The organism is Ruegeria sp. AD91A (assembly GCF_003443535.1).
GTDB lineage: Bacteria > Pseudomonadota > Alphaproteobacteria > Rhodobacterales > Rhodobacteraceae > Ruegeria.
The window spans coordinates 1,835,019-1,857,512 of the sequence record NZ_CP031946.1 but is presented as its reverse complement, the minus strand read 5'-3'; the positions used below and the strand labels follow the sequence as shown (position 1 = coordinate 1,857,512).

Annotated in this window: 30 protein-coding genes; 16 read left to right on the top strand and 14 right to left on the bottom strand. The window is 56.4% G+C overall.

All coding sequences use genetic code 11. From position 1 onward, the window contains the following. Positions 1-5: 5 nt before the first annotated feature. Positions 6-719 carry a class I SAM-dependent methyltransferase gene (locus D1823_RS09280; protein ID WP_117869650.1) on the bottom strand — a complete coding sequence of 238 codons (714 nt, stop codon included), beginning with the start codon at positions 717-719 and terminating at the stop codon, positions 6-8. A gap of 689 nt (positions 720-1,408) precedes the next feature. Here D1823_RS09280 and D1823_RS09275 point away from each other — a divergent pair. Both D1823_RS09275 and D1823_RS09270 read left to right on the top strand, forming a co-directional pair. Beyond that, positions 1,409-1,729: a hypothetical protein gene (locus D1823_RS09275; RefSeq protein WP_117869649.1), complete on the top strand. Its 321-nt coding sequence runs from the start codon at positions 1,409-1,411 to the stop codon at positions 1,727-1,729. Positions 1,730-1,836: 107 nt separating this feature from the next. Beyond that, positions 1,837-2,286, top strand: a complete 450-nt coding sequence (locus tag D1823_RS09270) for a hypothetical protein (protein ID WP_117869648.1) — start codon at positions 1,837-1,839, stop codon at positions 2,284-2,286. 100 nt (positions 2,287-2,386) lie between these two features. Here the strand turns inward: D1823_RS09270 and D1823_RS09265 are convergent, their stop codons facing one another. The 3 genes from D1823_RS09265 to D1823_RS09255 form a co-directional block, all read right to left on the bottom strand. Then, the gene (locus D1823_RS09265; RefSeq protein WP_117869647.1) at positions 2,387-2,803 is read right to left on the bottom strand and encodes a type II toxin-antitoxin system Phd/YefM family antitoxin; all 417 of its coding nucleotides are present in this window, start codon (positions 2,801-2,803) and stop codon (positions 2,387-2,389) included. A gap of 827 nt (positions 2,804-3,630) precedes the next feature. Then, a complete protein-coding gene (locus tag D1823_RS09260) occupies positions 3,631-3,768 on the bottom strand; it encodes an entericidin A/B family lipoprotein (protein ID WP_117869646.1) in 138 nt (45 codons plus the stop codon). 61 nt (positions 3,769-3,829) lie between these two features. Then, on the bottom strand, positions 3,830-4,171 hold the full coding sequence (locus D1823_RS09255; protein WP_117869645.1) for a helix-turn-helix transcriptional regulator: 342 nt from the start codon (positions 4,169-4,171) through the stop codon (positions 3,830-3,832). Positions 4,172-4,538: 367 nt separating this feature from the next. On the opposite strand from D1823_RS09255, the gene D1823_RS09250 reads away from it, so the two are divergent. The 6 genes from D1823_RS09250 to D1823_RS09225 all read left to right on the top strand — a co-directional run bounded on the left by D1823_RS09250 (position 4,539) and on the right by D1823_RS09225 (position 8,415). Then, positions 4,539-5,171 carry an ATP-dependent Clp protease proteolytic subunit gene (locus tag D1823_RS09250; protein WP_117869644.1) on the top strand — a complete coding sequence of 211 codons (633 nt, stop codon included), beginning with the start codon at positions 4,539-4,541 and terminating at the stop codon, positions 5,169-5,171. Positions 5,172-5,302: 131 nt separating this feature from the next. Beyond that, the gene (gene clpX, locus D1823_RS09245) at positions 5,303-6,571 is read left to right on the top strand and encodes an ATP-dependent Clp protease ATP-binding subunit ClpX (protein ID WP_117869643.1); all 1,269 of its coding nucleotides are present in this window, start codon (positions 5,303-5,305) and stop codon (positions 6,569-6,571) included. Between the two features lie 189 nt (positions 6,572-6,760). Continuing rightward, the gene (locus D1823_RS09240; RefSeq protein ID WP_117872810.1) at positions 6,761-7,123 is read left to right on the top strand and encodes a RidA family protein; all 363 of its coding nucleotides are present in this window, start codon (positions 6,761-6,763) and stop codon (positions 7,121-7,123) included. A 79-nt stretch (positions 7,124-7,202) separates the two neighbouring features. Further along, complete coding sequence (locus D1823_RS09235; protein ID WP_117869642.1) at positions 7,203-7,586, top strand: NADH:ubiquinone oxidoreductase subunit NDUFA12; 384 nt, start codon at positions 7,203-7,205, stop codon at positions 7,584-7,586. Between the two features lie 11 nt (positions 7,587-7,597). Continuing rightward, positions 7,598-8,050, top strand: a complete 453-nt coding sequence (gene mlaD / locus D1823_RS09230; protein WP_117869641.1) for an outer membrane lipid asymmetry maintenance protein MlaD — start codon at positions 7,598-7,600, stop codon at positions 8,048-8,050. Then, on the top strand, positions 8,047-8,415 hold the full coding sequence (locus tag D1823_RS09225) for a DUF2155 domain-containing protein (protein WP_117869640.1): 369 nt from the start codon (positions 8,047-8,049) through the stop codon (positions 8,413-8,415). Before mlaD ends, D1823_RS09225 begins: the two co-directional genes overlap by 4 nt. Here D1823_RS09225 and aat read toward each other — a convergent pair. From aat to D1823_RS09205, 4 genes are all read right to left on the bottom strand, one after another. Continuing rightward, a complete protein-coding gene (gene aat, locus D1823_RS09220; protein WP_117869639.1) occupies positions 8,370-9,002 on the bottom strand; it encodes a leucyl/phenylalanyl-tRNA--protein transferase in 633 nt (210 codons plus the stop codon). The two genes, D1823_RS09225 and aat, sit on opposite strands and share 46 nt — an antisense overlap. Positions 9,003-9,050: 48 nt before the next feature. Next, positions 9,051-10,400 (bottom strand): acetyl-CoA carboxylase biotin carboxylase subunit, encoded by a 1,350-nt coding sequence (gene accC, locus D1823_RS09215; protein WP_117869638.1) that lies wholly within the window; start codon positions 10,398-10,400, stop codon positions 9,051-9,053. A 9-nt stretch (positions 10,401-10,409) separates the two neighbouring features. Then, complete coding sequence (gene accB / locus D1823_RS09210) at positions 10,410-10,898, bottom strand: acetyl-CoA carboxylase biotin carboxyl carrier protein (protein ID WP_117869637.1); 489 nt, start codon at positions 10,896-10,898, stop codon at positions 10,410-10,412. 151 nt (positions 10,899-11,049) lie between these two features. Beyond that, a complete protein-coding gene (locus D1823_RS09205; RefSeq protein WP_117869636.1) occupies positions 11,050-11,586 on the bottom strand; it encodes a LuxR C-terminal-related transcriptional regulator in 537 nt (178 codons plus the stop codon). A gap of 201 nt (positions 11,587-11,787) precedes the next feature. Between D1823_RS09205 and D1823_RS09200 the strand changes: the two genes are divergently transcribed. The 5 genes from D1823_RS09200 (at position 11,788) to D1823_RS09180 (ending at position 17,704) form a co-directional block, all read left to right on the top strand. Next, positions 11,788-13,080, top strand: coding sequence for a helix-turn-helix domain-containing protein (locus D1823_RS09200; RefSeq protein WP_117869635.1), 1,293 nt, complete (start codon positions 11,788-11,790; stop codon positions 13,078-13,080). Between the two features lie 78 nt (positions 13,081-13,158). Continuing rightward, a complete protein-coding gene (locus tag D1823_RS09195) occupies positions 13,159-13,539 on the top strand; it encodes a response regulator transcription factor (RefSeq protein ID WP_117869634.1) in 381 nt (126 codons plus the stop codon). Then, on the top strand, positions 13,536-13,844 hold the full coding sequence (locus tag D1823_RS09190) for a hypothetical protein (protein WP_254683698.1): 309 nt from the start codon (positions 13,536-13,538) through the stop codon (positions 13,842-13,844). Before D1823_RS09195 ends, D1823_RS09190 begins: the two co-directional genes overlap by 4 nt. Beyond that, positions 13,844-16,522: a sensor histidine kinase gene (locus tag D1823_RS09185; RefSeq protein ID WP_117869633.1), complete on the top strand. Its 2,679-nt coding sequence runs from the start codon at positions 13,844-13,846 to the stop codon at positions 16,520-16,522. The genes D1823_RS09190 and D1823_RS09185 overlap by 1 nt, the downstream gene beginning before the upstream one ends. A gap of 78 nt (positions 16,523-16,600) precedes the next feature. Then, positions 16,601-17,704 (top strand): FliM/FliN family flagellar motor C-terminal domain-containing protein, encoded by a 1,104-nt coding sequence (locus D1823_RS09180; RefSeq protein WP_117869632.1) that lies wholly within the window; start codon positions 16,601-16,603, stop codon positions 17,702-17,704. Between the two features lie 3 nt (positions 17,705-17,707). Here the strand turns inward: D1823_RS09180 and D1823_RS09175 are convergent, their stop codons facing one another. From D1823_RS09175 to D1823_RS09160, 4 genes are read right to left on the bottom strand one after another with little or no spacing between them, the layout of a single operon-like run. Beyond that, complete coding sequence (locus D1823_RS09175) at positions 17,708-18,139, bottom strand: TIGR01244 family sulfur transferase (protein ID WP_117869631.1); 432 nt, start codon at positions 18,137-18,139, stop codon at positions 17,708-17,710. 9 nt (positions 18,140-18,148) lie between these two features. Next, positions 18,149-18,580 (bottom strand): DUF6691 family protein, encoded by a 432-nt coding sequence (locus tag D1823_RS09170; protein WP_117869630.1) that lies wholly within the window; start codon positions 18,578-18,580, stop codon positions 18,149-18,151. Then, positions 18,580-19,008, bottom strand: a complete 429-nt coding sequence (locus D1823_RS09165; RefSeq protein WP_117869629.1) for a YeeE/YedE family protein — start codon at positions 19,006-19,008, stop codon at positions 18,580-18,582. Before D1823_RS09165 ends, D1823_RS09170 begins: the two co-directional genes overlap by 1 nt. 34 nt (positions 19,009-19,042) lie before the next feature. Continuing rightward, positions 19,043-19,906, bottom strand: coding sequence for an MBL fold metallo-hydrolase (locus D1823_RS09160; protein ID WP_117869628.1), 864 nt, complete (start codon positions 19,904-19,906; stop codon positions 19,043-19,045). Between the two features lie 244 nt (positions 19,907-20,150). Here D1823_RS09160 and D1823_RS09155 point away from each other — a divergent pair, with 244 nt between their 5' ends. Further along, complete coding sequence (locus D1823_RS09155; RefSeq protein ID WP_117869627.1) at positions 20,151-20,366, top strand: hypothetical protein; 216 nt, start codon at positions 20,151-20,153, stop codon at positions 20,364-20,366. A gap of 9 nt (positions 20,367-20,375) precedes the next feature. On the opposite strand, the gene D1823_RS09150 is transcribed toward D1823_RS09155, so the two are convergent. Then, positions 20,376-20,594, bottom strand: coding sequence for a hypothetical protein (locus D1823_RS09150; protein ID WP_117872808.1), 219 nt, complete (start codon positions 20,592-20,594; stop codon positions 20,376-20,378). Between the two features lie 150 nt (positions 20,595-20,744). Between D1823_RS09150 and D1823_RS09145 the strand changes: the two genes are divergently transcribed. Continuing rightward, positions 20,745-20,936, top strand: a complete 192-nt coding sequence (locus D1823_RS09145) for a GapR family DNA-binding domain-containing protein (RefSeq protein ID WP_117869626.1) — start codon at positions 20,745-20,747, stop codon at positions 20,934-20,936. 79 nt (positions 20,937-21,015) lie between these two features. Then, complete coding sequence (locus D1823_RS09140; RefSeq protein WP_117869625.1) at positions 21,016-21,279, top strand: DUF2312 domain-containing protein; 264 nt, start codon at positions 21,016-21,018, stop codon at positions 21,277-21,279. Between the two features lie 143 nt (positions 21,280-21,422). Here D1823_RS09140 and D1823_RS09135 read toward each other — a convergent pair whose 3' ends face one another. Continuing rightward, on the bottom strand, positions 21,423-22,484 hold the full coding sequence (locus D1823_RS09135) for a YeeE/YedE family protein (protein ID WP_117869624.1): 1,062 nt from the start codon (positions 22,482-22,484) through the stop codon (positions 21,423-21,425). Between the last annotated feature and the right edge of the window lie 10 nt (positions 22,485-22,494).

Genomic DNA, 22,494 nt, shown 5'->3' with positions numbered 1-22,494 from the left:
CCTGATCAGGTGGCGGCTCGAACCAAATGGAATTCGCAGTCCGTCAGGCCGAATTCGCTGTAGTCAATCGGCTTGGAAAAGTTCAGACGCCTCAACTGTCTGTCTGCAATTCGAACCGGTCTGAGGTTGGAATCGTCATGCACGATGAATGCACCGGACGGCATAAGAGCGTGTAGCGCCAGAACCTCTCTGAGGTGCGTGTCCTTGGCCCCGTCCAGGTGCAGGAAATCGATTTTCGCATCAGGGTGCCTCAGGGCGTATGCCGGAGCTTCGATCAGAGAGTTTCCTTTTATCAGCTCAACCCGGTCAGGAAACTTGTACCTTAGCCAGTTGAATGCTGCCGGCACGTAAATGTCCACGCGGGCCCACCGGCGGTTCAATCTCTGGCAAACATCCACGCCGACGCACTTGATTTCAGGGTTGGCCATAAGCGCCAACAACATGCTGTGGCCCGCATTCACGCCTATTTCGAACAGACGTGTCGAGCGTCGGGCCAACTCAAAGAAATTTCTTCGTTTGGGTTCGAATCTTTCAATAAATGGCTGTGTTTGAAAACCCGTCGCGCGGTGTTCGTAGAACAGATTGCCATTTAGCGCAGGTGGTTCACCCACTTGTTCAAGCGAATGTGCGACATACTGATTGAGGTCGCGCAAGTTTTCGTTCCACTGTGCTGAGGACAAGAGATCGTCATAATCTGAAGGATGGAAGTTGGAAGACACAGTACTTTTCCTCGAAACCCTTTAGCTCCATTTCACGCGAGGTTTTCGTTAAACTGTTGAAGCGATGGAAAGTAAACCTTTGAAGCGAAGAACAAGTGTTCTCGTTTTGTGGGCCTAAAGTGAGTTCCGTCAGTGACGTAAAAACACGAGTGCCTGCCTTTGGGATGACCTTCCTGCGTCAACCTCAGGGTTTACCTTCGAAAAAAACGGGTGGTGAGTTTGCGCCCTTGGGCTCTGCCCGTTCGCGGCTGAATTCGTCCACTGGACGAATTCCGAGACGCCGCTCACCCCCTCGGGTTGGCGCTGCCCTCATCACTTGGATTTCTGTGACTAGCCGCTGACAGATCACCTCGTTAGGTTGTTGCAATGGCAATGAACTATAGAACTATCTTGGAGCGCTGGCCCGTCGCGACGATTGGCCTGACTTATTTTTCATACTTTGTTTTGCAAAGCACTATGGACCACACTTTCCGCGCCTTTGATCAGCAGGAGTTTAACCCTGGTTGGGTGCTGTTTCTTATTTTGGTGGTTGGGGATTCTACAGCATGTTTCACATAGTCTTTTATCTAATTCGAACGTTTAAATAGCATCGTATCAGTTGTCCATCTAACACCTGTGACCAACCTCACAGCCCCAACCGCACCCTCCTGCTACACTTGACCCAACGGCAACCTCGGCAGGAGGCGCAGATGTCTACATCCATGATCCCCCTTATCGCCCTCGGGTCGGCGGGTCTATATTCCGTTGCCATGATCTCGATGAAGTTCTGGTGGAAGCTCCCCGGTGTTGGTCTGACCCTTCTGATCGTCGCCACGTTGCTGGCCGCCGCAACGCTGGAACTTGCCGCGTTGCGCAACGAACGGTTGGGCATCATCTATACCGGCATTCTGGGGGCCGAGGTCGTGCTGATCGCCATCGCCTCGTATTTCCTGTTTGGCGAGAACTTTTCCTATCGCGAGGGGCTCGGCATCGCGCTGGTCATTGTTGGGACGGCTCTGGCCTGGGCCTGAAGCCCCATTCTAAGCCCCCGGTGAACCAATCATGAAGTTTCCCTTAGGTAAGTTGCAACCGGTGCGTGCCCTCCCAATCTGTTGACCAGACGAACAGGAGAGAGCCCATGACCAGATACATGACTGCCGGAGCAGCCGCTTTGGCCACGACCCTCGCCCTTGGAACGGCCGCGTTGGCCGATACCACGCCCGACCTGCGCGGCACATGGCTGGGGTCCTACACGACCGTCCAGCCCAGCCATTACTACAAAGGCGATCAGCCCCGGTTCAATCAGGCCGAATGGATGCTGGATGTGCAGCTTCAGGACGGCAACGTTTTCTGGGGGCACAGCAAATGGCGTCGCGATGGCGATACCAACTGGAATGAGTACGAGGCCACCGGCACCATCAGCATCGATGGGTCGGGCAGCATCGGCATCGTCGAGACCTCACCTCTGCTGATCGGGGCCAATGCGCTGATCGATGCGCGGTATGAGGAGGGGAAGATCTTTGCGGATTTCCGTAGCCTGCGGAACGGAACGACCTACAGTACCGTTCTGGAACGTCAGGTGAACTGAAGCGTGTCCGGCCCGGGCGATTGTAGGGGGTAAGTACCGCTGATGCGATATTGACTGCGGCGGAGGTTAGTAGGTTGCCACGCGCGGGTCGGACCGCTTCTCAAAAACGGAACCATCGTCTCCACCGCGAGGAGACGGGCCGGGCGGCCAACTCACCGCCCTCGACAGGATCCAGACCGCCCCGCGCTGGAATGCGGCATTCCTCGGCGCGGGTCATCTGGATCTCGCGAACCTTCAGCGCGGCCTCGCGCGCGGTGACATAGCTGCCGTCCGGTCCCGGTTCCATTCCGGGGATGTTGCGTCCCCGCGACCACATCCCGCGTATGCCCGACAGCGGGTGTTTCCACCCGATCTCGTCATCATCCTGCAAATGCCAGATCCGCTTCGCCTCGACGATCGAAACCAGAGCGGCCAGTGGTTTGCCGTGCCGGGTCAGTATGATTACTTCGCGCGGGTCCTGTGCGCGGGTGACCAGAGCGCCCAAATTGGCGCGCGCGTGGGAAATGGTGCAACGCATCGGCGAATCTCCGTATGTACGATTCGAAAGATTGGTGGTCCGAGAGTTGTACAAACCCTGCAATTCTCAACTAATGGCGCGTGCGGTGGCCTTTGCGCCTGCAGCATAGGGCGAAAATGGGGGCCTGGATCAAGTCTGAACATGTCCCGGTTCAAACATGCGTGGATTCGAAACTTCTCGGATTATCCACAAAGATTTCCCGTCAGATACTAACAGTTTATCCCCGTCTAATTTTCATGCTGCAGTGCTATTTTCTTGTCGGATACAAGACGTAATGCAACAGTCTGAACACCACACAGGTTCTTCGGAACCGAAGGTGGGACGCAAAGGCCCGGGGGTCTTGGCAGAGAGACCGGATCTTAGGATTTTCGTTGAACTGCAATGGCTTACCGGTGGGTGATCAGCCGCATGCGGGTTTCGTACCCTACTCGGATGGCTACCTTCTCAAAAGGCCGATGCACGCTGTGATGTTCCTTCGGGCGCAAAGCAGCAGTCGCAGTCTCTTAGGGGGCTGGGGCAACTGGATCGGGGTGCCCTTCGGGACGCATCGAACCGGTAAGGCGTCAGGAGTATCCGAAAGGATGCATGCAAAGACCGCGTCTGCGCACCTGACGCCTTTTCCTTTGCCGATTTCGGTTTCATACAGGCTACCACTCACCCCTGCCGAAAGGGACCGGGGCTCTTCTGCGTGTGCAAAAGAGCCCCGATTTAGCGTCAGATGTTGCAGTGCCGCGTCTATGCACCTGTGAGGATAGGTTACTGCGGCCTGGTGCGTCTTTCAACCATATATTGATACTGGTTCCGCGCGTGGCGCAAAATAAGGTGTGCTACAGGCTTTCCTGAACGTCGGTTGCTGCGCCCTGGATGGCATCTCCGGCTTTTTCGATGTCCTTGCCGGCGCCTTTTGCAGTTTCGCAGGCGGTCAGTGCAAACAGACTCAGGCCAATCAGAATTACGCGGATCATATTCGTCTCCTTAGTGCTCGATCATTTTTCGGTAGCACCTTTCTTCAGGCGGAGCCAGTTCTTAGGCTGGGGCCTCGCCGCAGAAAAGTTCGTAAACGACTTCGAGCATGCGGCGCGGACGTTCATCCGCCAGACGATAATAGATGGCCTTACCTTCCCTGCGAGGTGTCACCAGACCTTCAAGTCGCAGGCGGGAAAGCTGTTGCGAAACAGCGGCTTGCCTGGCGGACAGCAGCTCTTCCAGTTCCGTGACAGATTTTTCACCGGACACAAGGTGACACAGGATCATCAATCTGCCTTCGTGGCTAATAGCCTTGAGGAAATTGGATGCGCGCGTCGCGTTTGAGACCATGCGGTCAAAATCTTCTTGTGACATGTCTTGGGATAGCTGGGGAATTGCCATCGATTGTGTTCCTTGCAAACCCGTTGGCCGGGCGGTGTTTCCGTTACGTAAAGAGGTGTGAGAGTGAGCCTTTCAGTACACGTTTCGTACATTCATTTCTATATGTATGAATCAAAATAGCGTGATGTGTGAAAGGGGAGTTCGGATTGAATGTTCCCGAAACGCAAAGTGCATGCAATTCAACTGAAGGCGATCTGCGGATCAGCCCGGGAAACAACAGATGGTTCGCTTTGAGGATTGATCACGATCAACATTCGGTCAGCGTTCTCACTTGCCCCCCCTTGCAGCCCCCCTTAGCCGACACTAAGACTCAGGTAACACTTGTTGGGATATTGTCCCGATCCATAGCTAAACAGGCAGGTTACGAATGTTCGATCCCGTAGAAACCTACATGAATACACTTGTCCCCATGGTCGTTGAGCAGACCAGCCGGGGCGAGCGCGCCTATGATATTTTCTCCCGCCTGCTGAAAGAGCGGATCATATTCATCAACGGACCGATCCATGATGGGATGAGCCATCTTGTTGTGGCGCAATTGCTGCACCTCGAGGCGGAAAACCCGAACAAGGAAATCTCGATCTACATCAACTCGCCTGGCGGAGTGGTGACCAGCGGTTTGTCGATTTACGACACAATGCAATACATCAAGCCGAAATGTTCCACATTGGTTATCGGTCAGGCGGCCTCGATGGGGTCGGTTCTGTTGGCCGGGGGCGAGAAGGGAATGCGCTTTTCACTGCCCAACAGCCGCATCATGGTGCACCAGCCCAGCGGCGGATACCAGGGCCAGGCCAGTGACATCATGATTCACGCGGCTGAAACGCAGAAGCTGAAGGATCGCCTGTATGACATCTACGTACGTCACACCGGACAGACGAAAAAGGCAGTCGAAAAAGCGCTGGATCGTGACAATTTCATGAGCCCTGAAGAGGCCAAGGAATGGGGTCACATCGACGAGATTGTCGAAAACCGAGCGAAAATGGACACGGAAGAGGCCTGAGGCCAATACCCCGCGTCACCGGCGCGGGGGTCATTTTGAGATTGTAGCCGCCAGAGTGCTGGCCTAAGCTGCACACACAGGTGTAAGCGCCCCCGAAAAGGGGTGCAGGGACGAAGCCCGAAAGGTAGATCATGGCGACGAATTCAGGCGGCGATGGGAAAAACACGCTCTACTGCAGTTTCTGCGGCAAAAGCCAGCATGAAGTCCGTAAGCTGATCGCAGGTCCCACGGTTTTCATCTGTGATGAATGTGTTGAGCTGTGCATGGACATCATCCGCGAGGAGACCAAGGCCAGCGGGCTGAAGTCTTCTGACGGTGTTCCGACGCCCAAGGATATCTGCGAAGTACTGGACGATTATGTAATCGGTCAGGCCACCGCAAAGAGGGTTCTGTCGGTTGCCGTTCATAACCATTATAAGCGTTTGAACCATGCTCAGAAAGCGGGCAGCGATATCGAACTGTCGAAGTCGAATATCCTGCTGATCGGCCCGACCGGTTGTGGTAAAACGCTGCTGGCGCAGACATTGGCGCGCATTCTGGACGTCCCGTTCACCATGGCGGACGCGACTACGCTGACCGAAGCCGGGTATGTGGGCGAGGATGTCGAAAACATCATCCTCAAGCTGCTTCAGGCCAGTGAGTACAACGTCGAACGTGCACAGCGTGGCATCGTCTATATCGACGAGGTTGACAAGATTACCCGCAAGTCCGAGAACCCTTCGATCACGCGCGACGTGTCGGGTGAGGGCGTGCAGCAGGCTTTGCTGAAACTGATGGAGGGGACAGTGGCCAGCGTCCCCCCGCAGGGTGGTCGCAAGCATCCCCAGCAGGAATTCCTGCAAGTGGACACGACGAACATTCTGTTCATCTGTGGCGGCGCATTCGCGGGTTTGGACAAGATCATCGCGCAACGCGGCAAAGGTTCGGCCATGGGTTTTGGCGCCGATGTGCGCGACAATGATGACCGCGGTGTCGGCGAGATATTCAAGGAACTGGAACCCGAGGATCTGCTGAAATTTGGCCTGATCCCGGAATTCGTCGGTCGTCTGCCGGTTCTGGCGACGCTTGAGGACCTGGATGAAGACGCGCTGGTGACTATCCTGACCAAGCCCAAGAACGCATTGGTCAAGCAATACCAGCGTCTGTTCGAACTGGAGGATGTTGAACTGGCCTTTACGGATGACGCCCTGAAGGCAATCGCCAAAAAGGCCATCGAGCGCAAAACCGGTGCGCGGGGTCTGCGGTCGATCCTGGAAGATATTCTGCTGGATACCATGTTCGAACTGCCTGGTATGAAGAATGTCAGCGAAGTTGTTGTGAACGAAGAGGCGGTCATCTCTGACTCGCAGCCTCTGTTCATCTATACCGACGCTGCACCGGAGTCGGCATCGGCCGGATAAAATCGGTCATCGATCGCGGCTGTGGTTCGGTGTGCTGAATCGGTTGAGGGGGCTCTGCCCCCGCCACCAAATGAGAACTTCCCCCGCGGTACTCCCAGCCAAAAGAAGCCGGGGATTTCCACCTGGAAGGTTTGCGCGTGCAAGTATGTACAACTCCGGCGGTTTCCCAAGCGGGTAAGGTGAATGGTCATGACGCTTAAACGCATTCCCTCTGGTGGTGAGTTCGAAGCAAAAGTCGGGTACTGCCGTGCAGTGATCGCAGGCGGATGGGTTCACGTCGCCGGTACCGTCGGGCAGGGTGAAGACGCAGTTGAACAGTGCCGATCAGCCCTCGCGACAATCGAGAAGGCTTTGGCAGAGGCTGGCGCAGGCTTTCACGATGTGGTTCGGGTCACTTACATGTTACCCGATCGCAGTGAGTTTGAGCCGTGCTGGCCGATTCTGGCCGAAACTTTCGGAGCCAATCCTCCGGTGGCGACAATGATCGAATGCGGATTGATTGATCCGAAATACAGGATCGAGATCGAAGTGACCGCCTTTCTGTCGGAGTGACGCAGGTGGTATCAGGGGCACTGGACCTTGGCGGGCCTTTGGTCCATACCTTTCTTCGACGAAATGCCGGAGGCACCCGATGGGAATCCTGAACAGTCTTTTGCGAGCTGTGACCTGGTGGAATGGGTCGACTTTGAACACTCAGATCTACACTGCGCGCAAGGGCGTGAAAGTGGGCGAAGACAATGAAGGCAACGTGTTTTACCGCAATGCCGACGACAGCAGGCGTTGGGTTATTTTTAATGGTGAGGCCGAAGCCAGCCGGGTTGATCCTGAATGGCATGGTTGGTTACATCGCACTTGGGACGAGCCTCCGACGGATAAACCGCTGCCGCATAAATCCTGGGAAAAACCACATCAGGAAAACCTGACCGGCACCGCGCTGGCCTATACTCCTGCCGGGTCTCTGCGTCGTGCAGAACCGATGGAGCGTAGGGACTATGAGGCCTGGAGCCCAGAATAGACGAGGCAAAAATGTCGACCCATAACTGGACCGAAATTCTTGTCGGCGGCGTCGTATTGGCCGGTGCCGTGGCATTTGGCGTTTATGCCAGTCAATCGACGGGCTTGTCGCAAGGTACCGCTGGATACGAACTGGGCGCGTCGTTCAGATCTCTGGAAGGGGTAGGCGTCGGCACGGATGTTCGCCTTGCCGGTGTCAAAATCGGAACCGTGACGGGTGTCAACCTCAACCCGGATACCTACCGGGCGGACACGACCTTCACGATTGCGGACGGGATTCTCGTGCCGGACGACAGTGCCATTGTCATTTCGTCAGAAGGTTTGCTGGGCGGAAACTTCGTCGAGGTAATGCCCGGCGGCTCGCCGTTCTTTTTTGATCCCGGCGATGAGATCGAGGATACCCAGGGCGCGGTCAGCCTGATCTCGCTTCTGGTCAAGTTTGTCGCCGGAGACGGCAGCGAATGATACGCGTCGCGTTTCTTGCCTTGTTGCTTTCCGGCACTGGTGCGGCCGCGCAGCAGAATGTTCAGTCTGGACCCGGGGCACTGTTGCGAGGCCTCGACAAGGTGAATGGCCAGACCGTCGATGTTGAATTGCAGACCGGCGAGACAGCAGCGGTTTTTGGGCTGGATGTCGCCTTGGGGGATTGCCGTTATCCCGTTGACAATCCAACGGGTGACGCTTTCGCCTATCTGACCATCTGGGAGAGCGGAAAGGCCGATCAGCTGTTTGACGGTTGGATGATCGCGACGTCCCCGGCTTTGAATGCGCTGGATCACGCGCGTTATGACGTTTGGGTCATACGGTGTATTACACTCGCTGCGGACTGATTTAGCGGCGCTGTGAAATCGGTGCTGAGGTTCAGGGCTTCTTCCAGCTCTTTCTTGTAGACACCGCGCGGAATTTCGATCGCCCCCAAAGAGGCCAGATGTGCGGTTAGAAACTGCGTGTCAAACAGAAGGAACCCGGTTTGCCGCAGACGGTCCACAAGATACGCGAGGGCGATTTTCGAGGCGTCTTTGCGCCTTGAAAACATGCTTTCGCCAAAGAAGGCCGCGCCCAGGGTCACGCCATAGACGCCCCCCACCAGCGCAGTGCCTTCCCAGACTTCCAACGAATGCGCATAACCGGTTTGGTGCAGCTGACGGTAAAGGTCGTGCAGCTGGGCGTTGATCCAGGTATCGGCCCTGTCGGCGCAGCCGTCGACGACGCCGGAAAAGTCCTGGTCGATTGAGATGTCGAACCCGCAGTTTCGAATACGGCGTGCCAGGCTTCGGGATATGTGAAATCCGTCCAGTGGAAAGACGCCCCGGAACTTGGGATCGACCCAGAACAGGTCGGGGTCATCGCGATGCTCGGCCATCGGAAAGATACCGATGGAGTATCCATGCAGCAATAGTTCGGGGGACAAGCTCATGTCAGGTATGAGTCAACCGGGGGGCACGGGCCCTCCGGTCCTTGGTGACTACTGTTCCATATTCTCCGCAAGCCAGCGCTCCAGCCAGTGGATGTTATAGTTGCCGCTGCGCAGATCGGGTTCCTGCAACAGGGCGTGGAACAGAGGGACAGTGGTGTCTATGCCGTCGACAATCAGTTCTCCCAATGCGCGTTCCAGTCGGGCCAGCGCTTCTGCCCGGTCGCGACCCTGCACGATCAGCTTGCCGATCAGAGAGTCGTAGTAGGGTGGAATCGAGTAACCGTCATAGAGCGCCGAGTCCATTCGAACCCCCAAGCCACCCGGTGCGTGATACGCGGTGATCTTGCCGGGACAGGGCGAGAAATTGGGAAGCTTTTCGGCGTTGATCCGAACCTCGATGGCGTGGCCGTTGATTTCCAGATCGTCCTGACCGAACGACATCGGTTCACCCGCGGCGACAAGGATTTGTTCGCGCACCAAGTCGACGCCAAAAATAGCTTCGGTTACCGGGTGTTCCACCTGAAGACGGGTGTTCATCTCGATGAAATAGAACTCGCCATTCTCATACAGGAACTCGATCGTTCCGGCGCCGATATAGTTGATCTTGGCGACCGCGTCGGCGCAGACCTTGCCGATCTTGGCGCGTTCTTCCGGCGTGATGGAGGGACCTGGGGCCTCTTCGAATACTTTCTGGTGCCGCCGCTGTAGAGAGCAGTCACGCTCGCCCAGGTGAACGGCCTTGCCTTTACCGTCGCCAAAGACCTGAATCTCGATGTGGCGCGGCGTGGTCAGGTATTTCTCTATATAAACCTCGTCATTGCCAAAGGCGGCTTTGCCCTCGGCACGCGCGGTCATAAACGCGCTTTCCATCTCATTCGCGTTCATCGCGACTTTCATGCCGCGTCCGCCGCCACCTGCAGTGGCCTTGATGATGACAGGATAGCCGAATTCCTCACCGATCTTCTTGGCGGCCGCAAGATCAGGCACGCCACCATCAGATCCTGGAACGCAGGGCACGCCCAGAGCCTTCATCGTGTCCTTGGCAGTAATCTTGTCGCCCATGACGCGGATATGTTCCGCTGTGGGGCCGATGAAAGTGATGCCGTGATCTTCGACGATCTGCACGAACTCGGCATTCTCGGACAGGAAACCATAGCCGGGGTGGATCGCCTGCGCACCGGTGATTTCACAGGCCGAGATGATCGCGGGCACTGACAGGTAACTCTGGGGGCTGGGCGGGGGGCCGATGCAGACCGATTCGTCAGCCATGCGCACATGCATCGCGTCGCTATCCGCGGTGGAGTGGACGGCAACCGTCTTAATCCCCATCTCGCGGGCGGCGCGGATGACGCGCAGGGCGATCTCGCCTCGGTTGGCAATCAGGATCTTGTCGAACATGGGCCCGCCTTACTCGATAATGACCAGAGGGGTGCCGAACTCCACAGCGTCGCCATCGCCGACCAGAACACGCTTGATGGTACCCGATTTGGGTGCGTGGATGTGGTTCATGGTCTTCATTGCCTCGACGATCAAAAGAGTGTCACCTTCGGAAACAGAAGCGCCGACCGAAATGAACGCAGGTGCGCCGGGCTCGGGCTGCATGTAGACGGTACCAACCATAGGGGAAGTTACAGCGCCGGGGTGGCTGGCCGGATCTTCCTGAGCGGCAGGAGCTTCCGCCACGACGGGGGCCGCTGCAGGGGCGGGTGCTGCTGCAGGTGCGGCGACCTGAACTGGCGCGGCCGCGACTTGTGTTATACGGCTGACGCGGACGTTCAGGCTGTCTTCGTCGCCATACTCGCGCTTGACCTGCAGTTCGGTCAGATCGTTGTCGCGCAGCAACTCGGCCAGAGCTTTGATGAATGCCACATCCGCTTCGTGTTTGGTGTCTGTCATGAGTATCCTCGACGGTTCCCCTTTGGCCCGTCTGTTTCTTGCGGGCTCTGATCAAATTACGCAGGGTTATAGGCTAAGCGGCGGTGCATGAAAAGCGTCGACTCGCACCATCACAGGCGGGAATCTCGTATAATTTAAAGGGGCGGACAGGTTACAGAGGCATCCCTGACAATTTGGCGACCAGCTCAGGTAATTTGCGGGCCCCGAATTTCTCAAGCAGGCGGGCGCGATAGGCTTCGATTGTGCGGTAGCTCAGCCCCAATTCCACGCCGATTTCCTTGGCGGACAGGCCGCGGCAGGACAGGATCGCCACTTCGCGTTCTCGGACGGTCAATTCGACAAGGGGACGTTCTTCCGAGATGTCGGAAAAGCTCCAGATTCCATGCAGGAATGGGTCATCCGGTGTCAAGGAACGGCCACGGGCGCGGCACCAGAACAGATCGCCATTGCGTCGGCGCATGACGCGCTCATCCGTGTAGTACCCGGTGTCACGCATCACTTGAAGGCTGCGTTCTCCGATCCTCTCCCAATCAGCAACCGACGGGTAAAGATGCAGCAACGGCATGCTGCGGTAATCGGTTTCTTCACCACCAAAAGTGCGGGCGAACTGCAGATTGCAGCGTTTGATGATCCGGTTTTCCAGCTCAACCAACCCGATCGGGGCATATTCAAAGGCGGGGTCACTCATTTGCCTATCGTGCCGGGAAACCACGCGGAATTGAAGGGGAGATGCGGTTTATTGTGACTGCTGATGCGCTGCTGATGTGTCATGGTTGTTGCGGTTTTTGTTAAGGGTGTAAATGCGACTTGAAAACTTGTGGGTAAACTACAGAAACACATGATATGTTCTGAAAACAGGCGACCGAACCCTGGTCAGGAGAAGCCAATCATGCGCGATATGTTGACAGGAAGCCGCATCCGGGAAAGACGGCAGATTGCCGGGCTTCGGCAGGCAGAACTTGCGCGCCTGGCCGGGATATCGGCGTCTTATCTGAACCTGATCGAACATAACCGCCGAAGGATTGGTGGCAAATTACTGGTGGACATAGCGTCTGCACTCTCTGTTGAACCTTCTGTCCTGACCCAGGGGATTGAGGCAACCCTTGTGACGGCCCTGCGGGAGGCGGCGGATGATGCCGTCGGGCAGCAGGCCGAAGTGGACGGGCTGGAGGAATTCGCCGGGCGTTTTCCCGGGTGGGCCGGGGTTCTTGCACAGATGCACCGCCGGGTTGTTTCGCTTGAGCGGAATGTCGAGGTCTTGTCAGATCGCCTGACGCATGACCCTCATCTTGCGGCATCAATGCACGAAGTGCTGTCCACAGCGGCCGCGATTCGTTCAACAGCGGCAATTCTTGCAGACACAAAGGACATCGAAGCCGAGTGGCGGGAGCGATTTCACAAAAACTTGCATCAGGATGCAGAACGACTGGCCGGCAGTTCCAAGGCGCTTGTAACCTTTCTGGACGAAAGTGATTCGTCAGTTGATCCGCGCGGTGTTCCGCTTGAAGAGGTCGAAGCCTTCTTCGAATCCCGCAGGTACAGTTTTTCGGAACTGGAACAAGGGGAAGACGTGGATGCTGTTGATCTGAGCAGTCTCAACACGTCGGCTGCCCGAATTGTGGCGCGTGAAATTCTGGAGATGTATCGCGATGATGCAACTGTGTTGCCGCTGGATGCACTCAGATCGGGTCTTCAAGAATACGACGCGGATCCCATCGCGTTGGCCCACCGTTTTTCCGTAGACGTCGCCACCATTCTCAGACGACTGGCATTTTTGCCCGAGGATGTGTTGCCGCAACCTGTTGGTATGGTGCTGTGCGATGCGTCCGGCAGCATATTGTTCATCAAGCCGATTCCGGGCTTTGCGTTGGCGAGGCATGGTGAGGTTTGCCCCCTATGGCCGTTGTTTTCGGCTTTGAGTCGTCCGCTTGTTCCTGTTCGCAAGCAAGTTGTCCAGATGGGCCGGACACCTGCTGAATTCGAATGCTTCGCCTATGCCTGGCCTTATGCTGTATTGGGGTATGATCAGGATCCCGCCTACCGCTCGGTCATGCTGGTTCGTTCGGTCAACGAAACAACAGGTGACGCACCGGTTACGCGGGTCGGGTCGAACTGCCGCGTCTGTCCCAGCAATGCGTGCAAGGCCCGCCGCGAGCCGTCGATTTTGAGCGAAGGCTTTTGACACTTTCCCGGCAGAAGGCTTAGTCTAAAAAGGACCGGTCTCGGGATGGAGGAACGGTCTTGGGGAGGAACTGAAAATATGAGCCGCAAGGTTCTGTTGATCGAGGACGAGCCGAACATTGCCGAAGCAATCCGGTTCCTGCTGACCCGCGAGGGATGGCAGGTCGAAACGCATGGCGATGGAGCGGATGCGGTTCAGGTGATCCAGGGGGCACAGCCCGACCTGGTCATTTTGGACGTCATGCTGCCGGGTAAGAGCGGCATGGATATTCTGCGGGACATCAGAGAGATGGAAGAACTGGCAGGTTTACCGGTTTTGATGCTGACCGCGCGCGGTCAATCGCGGGACAGGGAAATGGCGGAAAACGCAGGTGTCAGCCGTTTCATGACCAAACCGTTTTCCAATGCCGAAGTACTGACGGCTGTGCGCGATCTTCACGCGCAGGCGACGCGAATATGATGACTGGCGAGGGCAACAAGGATAAACCACAGGTCACACGGCCCTCGCTTTTTCTCGAACGTCAAAGCTATCGCCGACGCAGGCTAACGGATGCAGCGCGGCTTCTACCTTTTTTGGGGGCGGCTTTGCTGGCGCTTCCGTTGCTGTGGCCCGATCAATCCAGTGGGGGTGCGGCCGTCCCCTTGTCTTCAGCGACTTATTACATTTTTGTCTGCTGGGGCGCGCTGATCCTGGTCGGATTGGTTTTTGGTATTGCTGCCCGCCGTATAGGCGCGCGCGAGGATCGAGACGCGGACGCTGAGTGATGGCAACCATTAACACGCTGATCCTGGTCTGCCTTGCCTATGTCGTTTTCTTGTTCGCGGTAGCTTTCGCAGCTGACCGGATGGCCGCAGCACGGCGGGGAACGTGGTTGCGGTCTCCCCTGATATATACGTTGTCACTGTCGATCTATTGCACTGCCTGGACATTTTACGGTGCGGTGGGCAATGCCGCGCGGTCCGGTTTGGAGTTTGTCACCATCTATCTCGGCCCCACTCTGGTAATGGTCAGTTGGTGGTGGGGGTTGCGCAAGCTGGTGAGAGTCGGACGTAGCCAGCGGGTGACCTCCATCGCAGACCTGCTGTCGTCACGCTACGGCAAGTCAAACACATTGGCCGTGTGTGTGACCGTTCTAGCCGTGCTCGGCGGGACGCCCTACATCGCGCTCCAGTTGCAATCGATTACCCTGTCATTTTCGATATTCGCCGAAGCCGATCCATCAGGCCTGTATCGCGAAGGGTCCAGCGTTTTCTGGGTCGCCGCGGGGCTGGCCGTGTTCGCAATTCTCTTCGGTACGCGCAATCTGGACGTGAACGAGCGTCACCACGGCGTCGTCACGGCCATTGCCGTTGAAGCCGTGGTCAAACTGTTTGCTCTTATCGCCGTGGGCGTTTTCGTAGTGTGGGGTATCGCTGGTGGCGTTGGCCCGATGATGGAACAGATCGATGCCTCGGAAATCGGACAGTGGAATGTCGATGCCGGTCGCTGGACGACTTTCATTTTTCTGTCCGCCGCGGCCTTTATCTGTCTGCCGCGCATGTTTCAGGTGATGGTGGTTGAAAACGATGACGAAAGTCATCTGAGAACGGCTGCCTGGGCGTTTCCGCTCTATCTGCTTTTGATGAGCCTGTTTGTCGTGCCAATTGCCGTCGTTGGTCTGGATCTGTTGCCAGAGGGGGCCAATCCCGACCTGTTCGTGCTTACCGTACCGTTGTCGCAGGGCAATGACTGGCTGGCGATGCTGTCCTTTATCGGTGGGTTTTCGTCCGCAACATCGATGGTTATCGTTAGCGCAATGGCCTTGTCGACGATGGTGTCGAACCATGTGGTCATGCCGATATGGCTGAACACCCATGAAGGAACAGGGTCAGTCTCGGGCGATGTGCGAAGCATTGTTTTGATAGCGCGCCGTGTTTCCATCGCCGTGATCATGGCGTTGGGTTACTTTTATTATCGGTTGTCCGGCGGTGGTGCTGCACTGGCATCGATAGGATTGATTGCCTTTGCCGGCATCTCGCAGATTCTGCCTGCTTTGGTCGGAGGGCTGTTCTGGCGCGGAGCAACCCGGACAGGGGCACTGATCGGGCTGAGCGTCGGTTTCATATTGTGGATTTATACACTGTTGTTGCCAGGTATGGGCGCGCCGTGGATGCCAGAGGCTGTAATGCAAAATGGGCTGTTCGGTCTTGCCTGGCTGCGTCCTCATGCTCTGTTCGGGATCGAAGGGATCGACCCGATGGTCCACACCGTGATGTGGTCTCTGTCCCTCAATACCATTGCATTTTGCGTGGCGTCCCTGCTGAGCTTTCCAAGCCCTCTGGAGCGTTTGCAGGGCGCGCAGTTCGTCAACGTTTTCGATCATTCGGTTTCACCGGGCGGCTGGTCCGGTTCGGTGGCGCAAAGCGAAGACCTGATGATAATGACTCAGCGTATTCTGGGCACCGCCCCGGCGCAGGAGTTCTTCCAGGCTGAGGCTGAAAAACAGGGTGGCCGGTCGCACATGCCGGAACCAACCCCGGGTTTCCTCAACCGTCTAGAGCGAGAGTTGAGCGGGTCGGTCGGAACCGCCACGGCACATGCGATGATCGCTCAGATCGTGGGCGGGTCTTCGGTTTCGGTTGAAGACCTGCTTGCGGTGGCGGATGAATCGGCGCAGCTTCTGGAGTACTCAGGGAAGTTGGAAGAGAAGTCGTCCGAATTGTCCCGCACGGCGCGCCAGCTGCGTGAAGCAAACACCAAGCTCACTCAGATTTCCGAGCAAAAAGACAGCTTCCTGAGTCAGGTCAGTCACGAATTACGTACGCCGATGACCTCGATCCGAGCTTTTTCCGAGATCATGCGGGATACAGAGGGCCTGAGCCGAGAGGAACAGACCCGCTATGCCGCAATCATTCACGATGAGGCCTTGCGCCTGACCCGGCTTCTCGACGATCTGCTGGATTTGAGCGTGCTCGAAAACGGGCAGGTCAATCTGAACCTCAGCGATGACAGTTTGCGTTCGGTTCTGGACCGCGCAGTGTCCAGTGCGCTGGCTGGAGCGGAAAGGAAAATCACGGTCCGGCGGACTCTTACGGCAGAGCGAATGTCCCTTCATACGGATCTGGACCGGTTGGGGCAGGTGTTCATCAATCTGATCTCGAACGCGCAGAAATACTGTGACGCGGAAGAACCGGTATTAGTCATATCAGCTCACGACGTCGGCGGGAGGGTTATCATCGATTTCATCGATAACGGCAGCGGCATTCCACCCGGGGCGCGGTCGATGGTGTTCGAGAAATTTGCCCGAGTCGGGGTCGACAAGGCAGGGGGTGCAGGTTTGGGGTTGGCGATTTGCCGAGAGATCATGCAGCGGTTGGGCGGCGAGATCACGTATCTGCCCGGACAGGGCGGCGCGGCATTCCGGGTAAGCATGCCGTTGGCGTTCCAGCAGGCTGCGCAATGACCTCGTCGTAAAGAACTTCGTAACGCTCGGCGGGGTAAACCAATAGTCAGTTATTGGAACAACTGGTGATCGGGCGCCATGTCACAAACCGTCAGCGCCGCTTTGGCGCGCAAACTGTCTGTTGGACGAAAAGATTTAGGCGATCGTCCGCGTTCGGTTCTGCGGGCGCTGCGCTTGGGGTTTGCGCGGGCAGCAAGCGATCGATTGAACCTTCCCTTGGCTGTCATCGGTGCAAAGCAAGCCAGCGGCTCTCAGGATGATCTGGTGGAATCTGTCGGTCAGGATTGGCTGCTGTTGGTTTTTGATGGACAGGAGGGCCGCGCTGCGATTTGCTTGAACCCGCACGTAGTGTCCGCCATTGTACAAACCCAGACCATCGGTGAAGTACTGCCCGGAGATCCCGAACCAAGGGTGTTTACAGATACGGACGCCGCCATGGCGGCGCCATTTATCGAATCCGCGCTGACTCTGTCCGCCGGCTTAATAGACGCTGCGGACGAGCAGATTTGTCTGACAGGATATGAGCTTGCCGCACGTTCGGAAGATGCGCGCGGCTTGTCTTTGGCCATGTCTGCAGACGCGCACCATGTCTTTGATCTGACGGTTGATCTGGCCAACGGCGTGCAGCAAGGACAAATATCAATTTTCCTTCCGGATCATCCTGCTGCGCCGGACAAAGTTGATAAGGTTACGGAAACGGCCGGTCCGAGGATTGCGCTATCATCGGGTGTTGTTCGGGCGGAACTGAACGCCGTTTTGTGCCGGATGTCGCTGCCATTGTCCGATCTGTCAACGATTCAACCCGGTAGTGTTTTGCCACTACACGGGGCACGTCTGGACAGAACTGAGATATTGACTATCGACCGAACGCCAACGGGCATTGGTCGCCTTGGTCAGTGTGGCGGCTTGCGAGCCGTTCGATTGAACGAACATGCGGCTCTACCCGCCTTGTCTGGGGCTGATGCGCAGGAGTTTGTCGAGAGCCGAGGGAGAATGCAGCCGCACGACCACCTGGCCGAATCGGTTTCCAATGCGGTGGATGTGATGCCTCCGGCAACAGGGGACGAGGGTTTGGAACTGGCAGACAACGATCTGTCACTGAACGATTCCGAACGGATGGTCGCGGAGATTTCGCAACTGGCTGGCCTTGACGCTGCCGACACAAATACCGACGCGGAATAAGGTTTAGTCCGCCCTGTTTCGGAATTGCTCCAGTGCGGGGCGCAGATTTTCCAGTTGATACCCGGCATTTGTCGTAGCGGTCAGAATGTCGTCCGTGCTCATGCGGTCGCACTGACCAAGGGCCCAGACCACCGAACACCGAGTGCCCGAGGCGCAATAAGCTAAAACCGGACCATCGCAGCTTTCTGTCAGTTCGCGTTGCCGCCTTGCATTCTCGGGCGTCATGGTCTGGTGTGTCAGTTCCAATACTTCGTATTCCATACCAGCGGCACGAACGGCTTCACCGATTGCGTCGGATTGCATGATCGCGGGAACTTCACCATCGGGCCGGTTGCAGATCACCTTAACGAAGCCCGCCTCGGCAATCGCCGGGACGTCTTCTACCGTGATCTGCGGCGAGACAGCATAGCGGGTCGTGATCGGTCGAATCTCCATACCAGATCCTTAGGCCGCGTTTGCGGCTCTGTCCAGTTGAGCGCCAAGCGCAGGCGCCATGAACATGCCGGCGACCATCGCAATCAGAAAGACCAGGCCACCCAACCCACCATAAGTCAACGAGGCCATAGCTGGTCCGGGGCAAAGCCCGGCCAAGCCCCAGCCCATCCCGAAAAGGACCGAACCAACGATAAGCCTTTGATCAACCTCGGGCCTTGCAGGAGGCGGAAAATCGTCCCCGGTCAGGGCTTTGCGACCGATTGTCAGCCTCCACGCCACAAGCATCGGCAGGATGGCGCCACCCATCACAAAGGCAAGGGTCGGGTCCCAGTTTCCGAATACATCCAGCCAGCCCTGAACTTTGGTCGTGTCCGTCATACCTGAAATCAACAATCCGGCACCGAACAGGGATCCGGCAAGTAATGCAATGATAAGGCGCATCAGATCAGCTCCCAAACATGGCGCAGCAGGACGAGGGTCACTCCCCCAGCTAGGATATAGAATACGGTTGCCACGATGCCGCGCAGAGAAAACCGCGAGATGCCGCAGACCCCGTGACCCGACGTGCAGCCATTGGCGATACGCGTTCCGACGCCGACAAGAAGCCCGGCCAGAACAACAAGACCCAGATTGCTGGTAAGATGCGTTTGGGCCTCGGGAGCGATCAGTGGCCGCAGCAGGAGCGGCATACCGATCAACCCGGCAATGAAGGCCAGGCGCTCGGGCCACGTTCCGCCGGCCTCACCGTCGACAAGACCGCCCAAGATACCGCTTGCACCCATGATCCTGCCATTTCCAAGTAGGTACACGGCTCCGCCCAGGCCAATCAGCAGACCGCCGCACAGCCCCCAGATCCACTCGATGTTCATGTGGAGTTATCCTTTTTGATCGGTTTGACTTGCGTCAGATTTTGTTCACCGGCAGCTTCAGAAAGACATCGCCTTGATCATCGGCCGGAGGCATTTGACCCGCCCGCATATTGACCTGCAGAGAGGGCAGGATCAGACGTGGCATGGCCAGTGTGGCGTCCCTTGCGTCACGCATTTCCACGAATTCTTCGATACTGCGCCCTTGTCCGATATGAACATTTAGCGCTTTCTGTTCACCTACCGTCGTTTCCCACGCGTATTCATCACGGCCCGGCGCTTTGTAATCATGCCCGACATAGATGCGTGTTTCGTCTGGCAGCGACAGGATTTTCTGGATCGATTCAAACAATTTCGCTGACGACCCTCCGGGAAAATCACAGCGGGCTGTGCCAAAATCGGGCATGAACAGCGTGTCTCCTACAAAGGCGGCGTCGCCTATTACGTAGGTCAGGCAGGCTGGGGTATGGCCGGGGGTGTGCAGAACATCGCTTCGCATCTGGCCGATGTGAAAACTGTCACCCTCCGAGAACAAGGCGTCGAACTGGCTGCCATCGCGCTGGAACTCGGTTCCTTCATTGAAAACTTTGCCGAATGTGTCCTGCACGGTGACGATCTGAGCGCCGATTCCGATTTTGCCACCCAGTGCCTGTTGCAGATAGGGGGCAGCTGACAGGTGATCTGCGTGAACGTGGCTTTCCAGTATCCACTCGACCTTTAAATCGTGCGCGCGCACATAGTCGATGATTGCGTCAGCCGATTTTGTCGCCGTGCGCCCCGAGGCGTGATCGAAATCCAGAACGCTGTCGATGATGGCGCAGGCACGTCCCTGCGGCTCATGAGCAACGTAGGACACCGTGAAGGTCTGATCGTCAAAAAACGCTTTCACAGCGGGTGTCATGATTTCCTCCGTATCGGTTACCATATATCATATATGCAAAATGGAATGTGATGCAACATCGAAACTGCATTTGATGCGGGTCAAGGCATTCACGATTAAATCAGATTAAACTTTAACCCATCCGCGCCGGATTGCCGAAATTACAAATGCGTTGGGCAATATCCCGCACAAGGTGAGGTTATTATTATCGGGTCTTATTCCCGTTACCTAAATCTGGAATACTGACGACACTTGGGAGGGTATTATGACAACAAAAAGTCTTTATTCCGAAGCTGAACAGCTTGAACAAAAGCTCAGGAACGCGTCCCTTGATACGCGCTTGGCGCTTCAACCAAGTGTGAGCAAGGTTATTGACCGTATGAGGCAGGAGGGGATGCAAGTGCCGTCCCGACTGCGTCGTCTGGATGCGGCCTTGTGCGAAGACGCCATCGAAGCGTTGTTCGATAACTTGCCGGTTTGAGTTGGGCGGTCATCCGAAGGATATTCCGAGGATGACCAGCATCAATCCAAGCACTGACAGGAACAAAGAAGCCAGGTTCCAGGGTAATACGCCCTGAACGACAGCGCGCAACTCGTCGTCCGACAGACCGGCCTTGCGCGCCTTCATCACGCGAAGAATGCACCAAACCAGACCGGCAAGCCCGGCCAGTGAAAGGGCCGCACCGCCCCAGGTGATGAATTCGAACATGATGCCCTGCATTTCCTCGCAAACTCCCTCTGCGCTTAGCGGATCGGATCCCATCGTACAAGTGCGCTAGTAGATTGGGTGCTTGCGACCCGGGCGGCGGCATTGTATCCGGCATCCTGCACCAGACTTCAGCCTTTGGGAGAGACGCGTATGGAAGTCATCATCGAAGATCAGGCCGCGGCCAACTATCGCTTTATGGCAGGCGAGCTGCGTCAGTTCATCGAGTGGTTTGAGTGTCTGAATGCAGAGAAAAAGCGCCGGACGGAACAACACAAAGAAGTCATGGCTGAAGCCAAGTCGCGCGGCCACACCCATCACTGGAAAACTGTTTTATATACGTGACGACAAAGACTTAAGACGAATACAAGTAGTTCAAACTGTATTCTCTTGGCGGTGATGGTCCAGAATTAGGAAGATAAAGATGAGCATGTCTGAAGAAGCAGAAGCAAGTTACAAGGTCACCTCTGGGGAACTGCGCCAATTTGTAGAGCGTATCGAGCGCCTGGAGTTGGAAAAGAAAGACATCGCGGACCAAATAAAAGAAGTGTATTCAGAGAGTAAGTCGCGTGGCTACGATGTGAAGGCCCTTCGCAGCATCATTTCTCTCAGAAAAAGAGATAAGGATGATATTGCTGAGCAAGAGGCAGTTATTGAGATGTACAAGGAAGCCTTGGGCATGAACTAATGCCGGTGCTTTTTTGAAGCACTCTTTCGGGCGCGCCGCTGAATGATCTGGTCATACTCCAAATATCAAACTGCATTTCGCATGTAGGGCCGATCAGTATCACTGACGGCTCTTACGGCATTTGGCTCGATAGTGTTCTGAACTCAGCGCTCAGTTATGAATGACAGTCCGGAAACGAGCTGTCTCAATCCAAGCGCTGCGCCTGCAAAGATCGCAGCGAATGTAACTGGTGCGCTGTAGGCCAGAAGCGAGAAGGCGGATATGCCTTGTCCGACGCTGCAACCTACTGCGATGATCGCTCCCGGTCCCATGATCGCTGCGCCCAGCATTTGTCGCTTTAGTTCACGTGGATCTTCGCATGCTTCCCAGCGAAAATGGCCTTTTGACCAAGATCCCAAAAACGCGCCGATGAGAACTCCTGAGACTGACCCGACTGCGAAAGACAAAGTGTTTCCGGACGCCGTCATAAGGTAGAACATCGTGTCCCCCAGGGGGGCAGCGAAGGTATGAGTTTGCACCGGCTCACCGTCGAAACCCTGTGTCGCCACCCAATTCGTGCCAAGCCAGCCTGAAACGATCGCCAGCCCAACCACAGATCCCCAGAACACGTGTTTCGGAGCGCGGCGGAACTGTTGGTTCGCCAAAGCGAATATCACCAAAACAACACCGACAGCAGAGCCGATGAGCCAGGCTGGAATAGAGGTCAACCGTTCACCAAGGAAGCTGATGCTCTGAGGGCCGCTGAGATCCATTTCCACTGGGAAGACCCAAACCCGCAGATAAGCCAAGGGACCTGACATTACGACATACGCTGAAAGACCCATGATCAGAACGATGACGAAGGATCGAAGGTCGCCACCTCCCAACCTTGCCAGCGCGCCATAGCCGCAGTTTCCGCTGATGGCCATTCCGTAACCAAACATGAGGCCACCCACGATCGACCCGAGTGGGTTCCAGGTCTGCGCAAGGTAGCGTGTTCCGATAGGGTCAAGCCAGCCAAACGCCATTGCGGTATGGCTTCCGACAATTGCAACACCGATCGCAATTGCCCACATGCGCAGTCGCCGGTCATCATCTGCGTAAAGATAGTCTTCGATTGCACCCAACGTGCAAAATCGGCCGACACGCGCGGCCAGTCCCAACACGATTCCACCAATCAAACCGATCAGAGCAACGGTATTTGCGTCTCCCAATGCTTCGAACATTGCCAGTCTC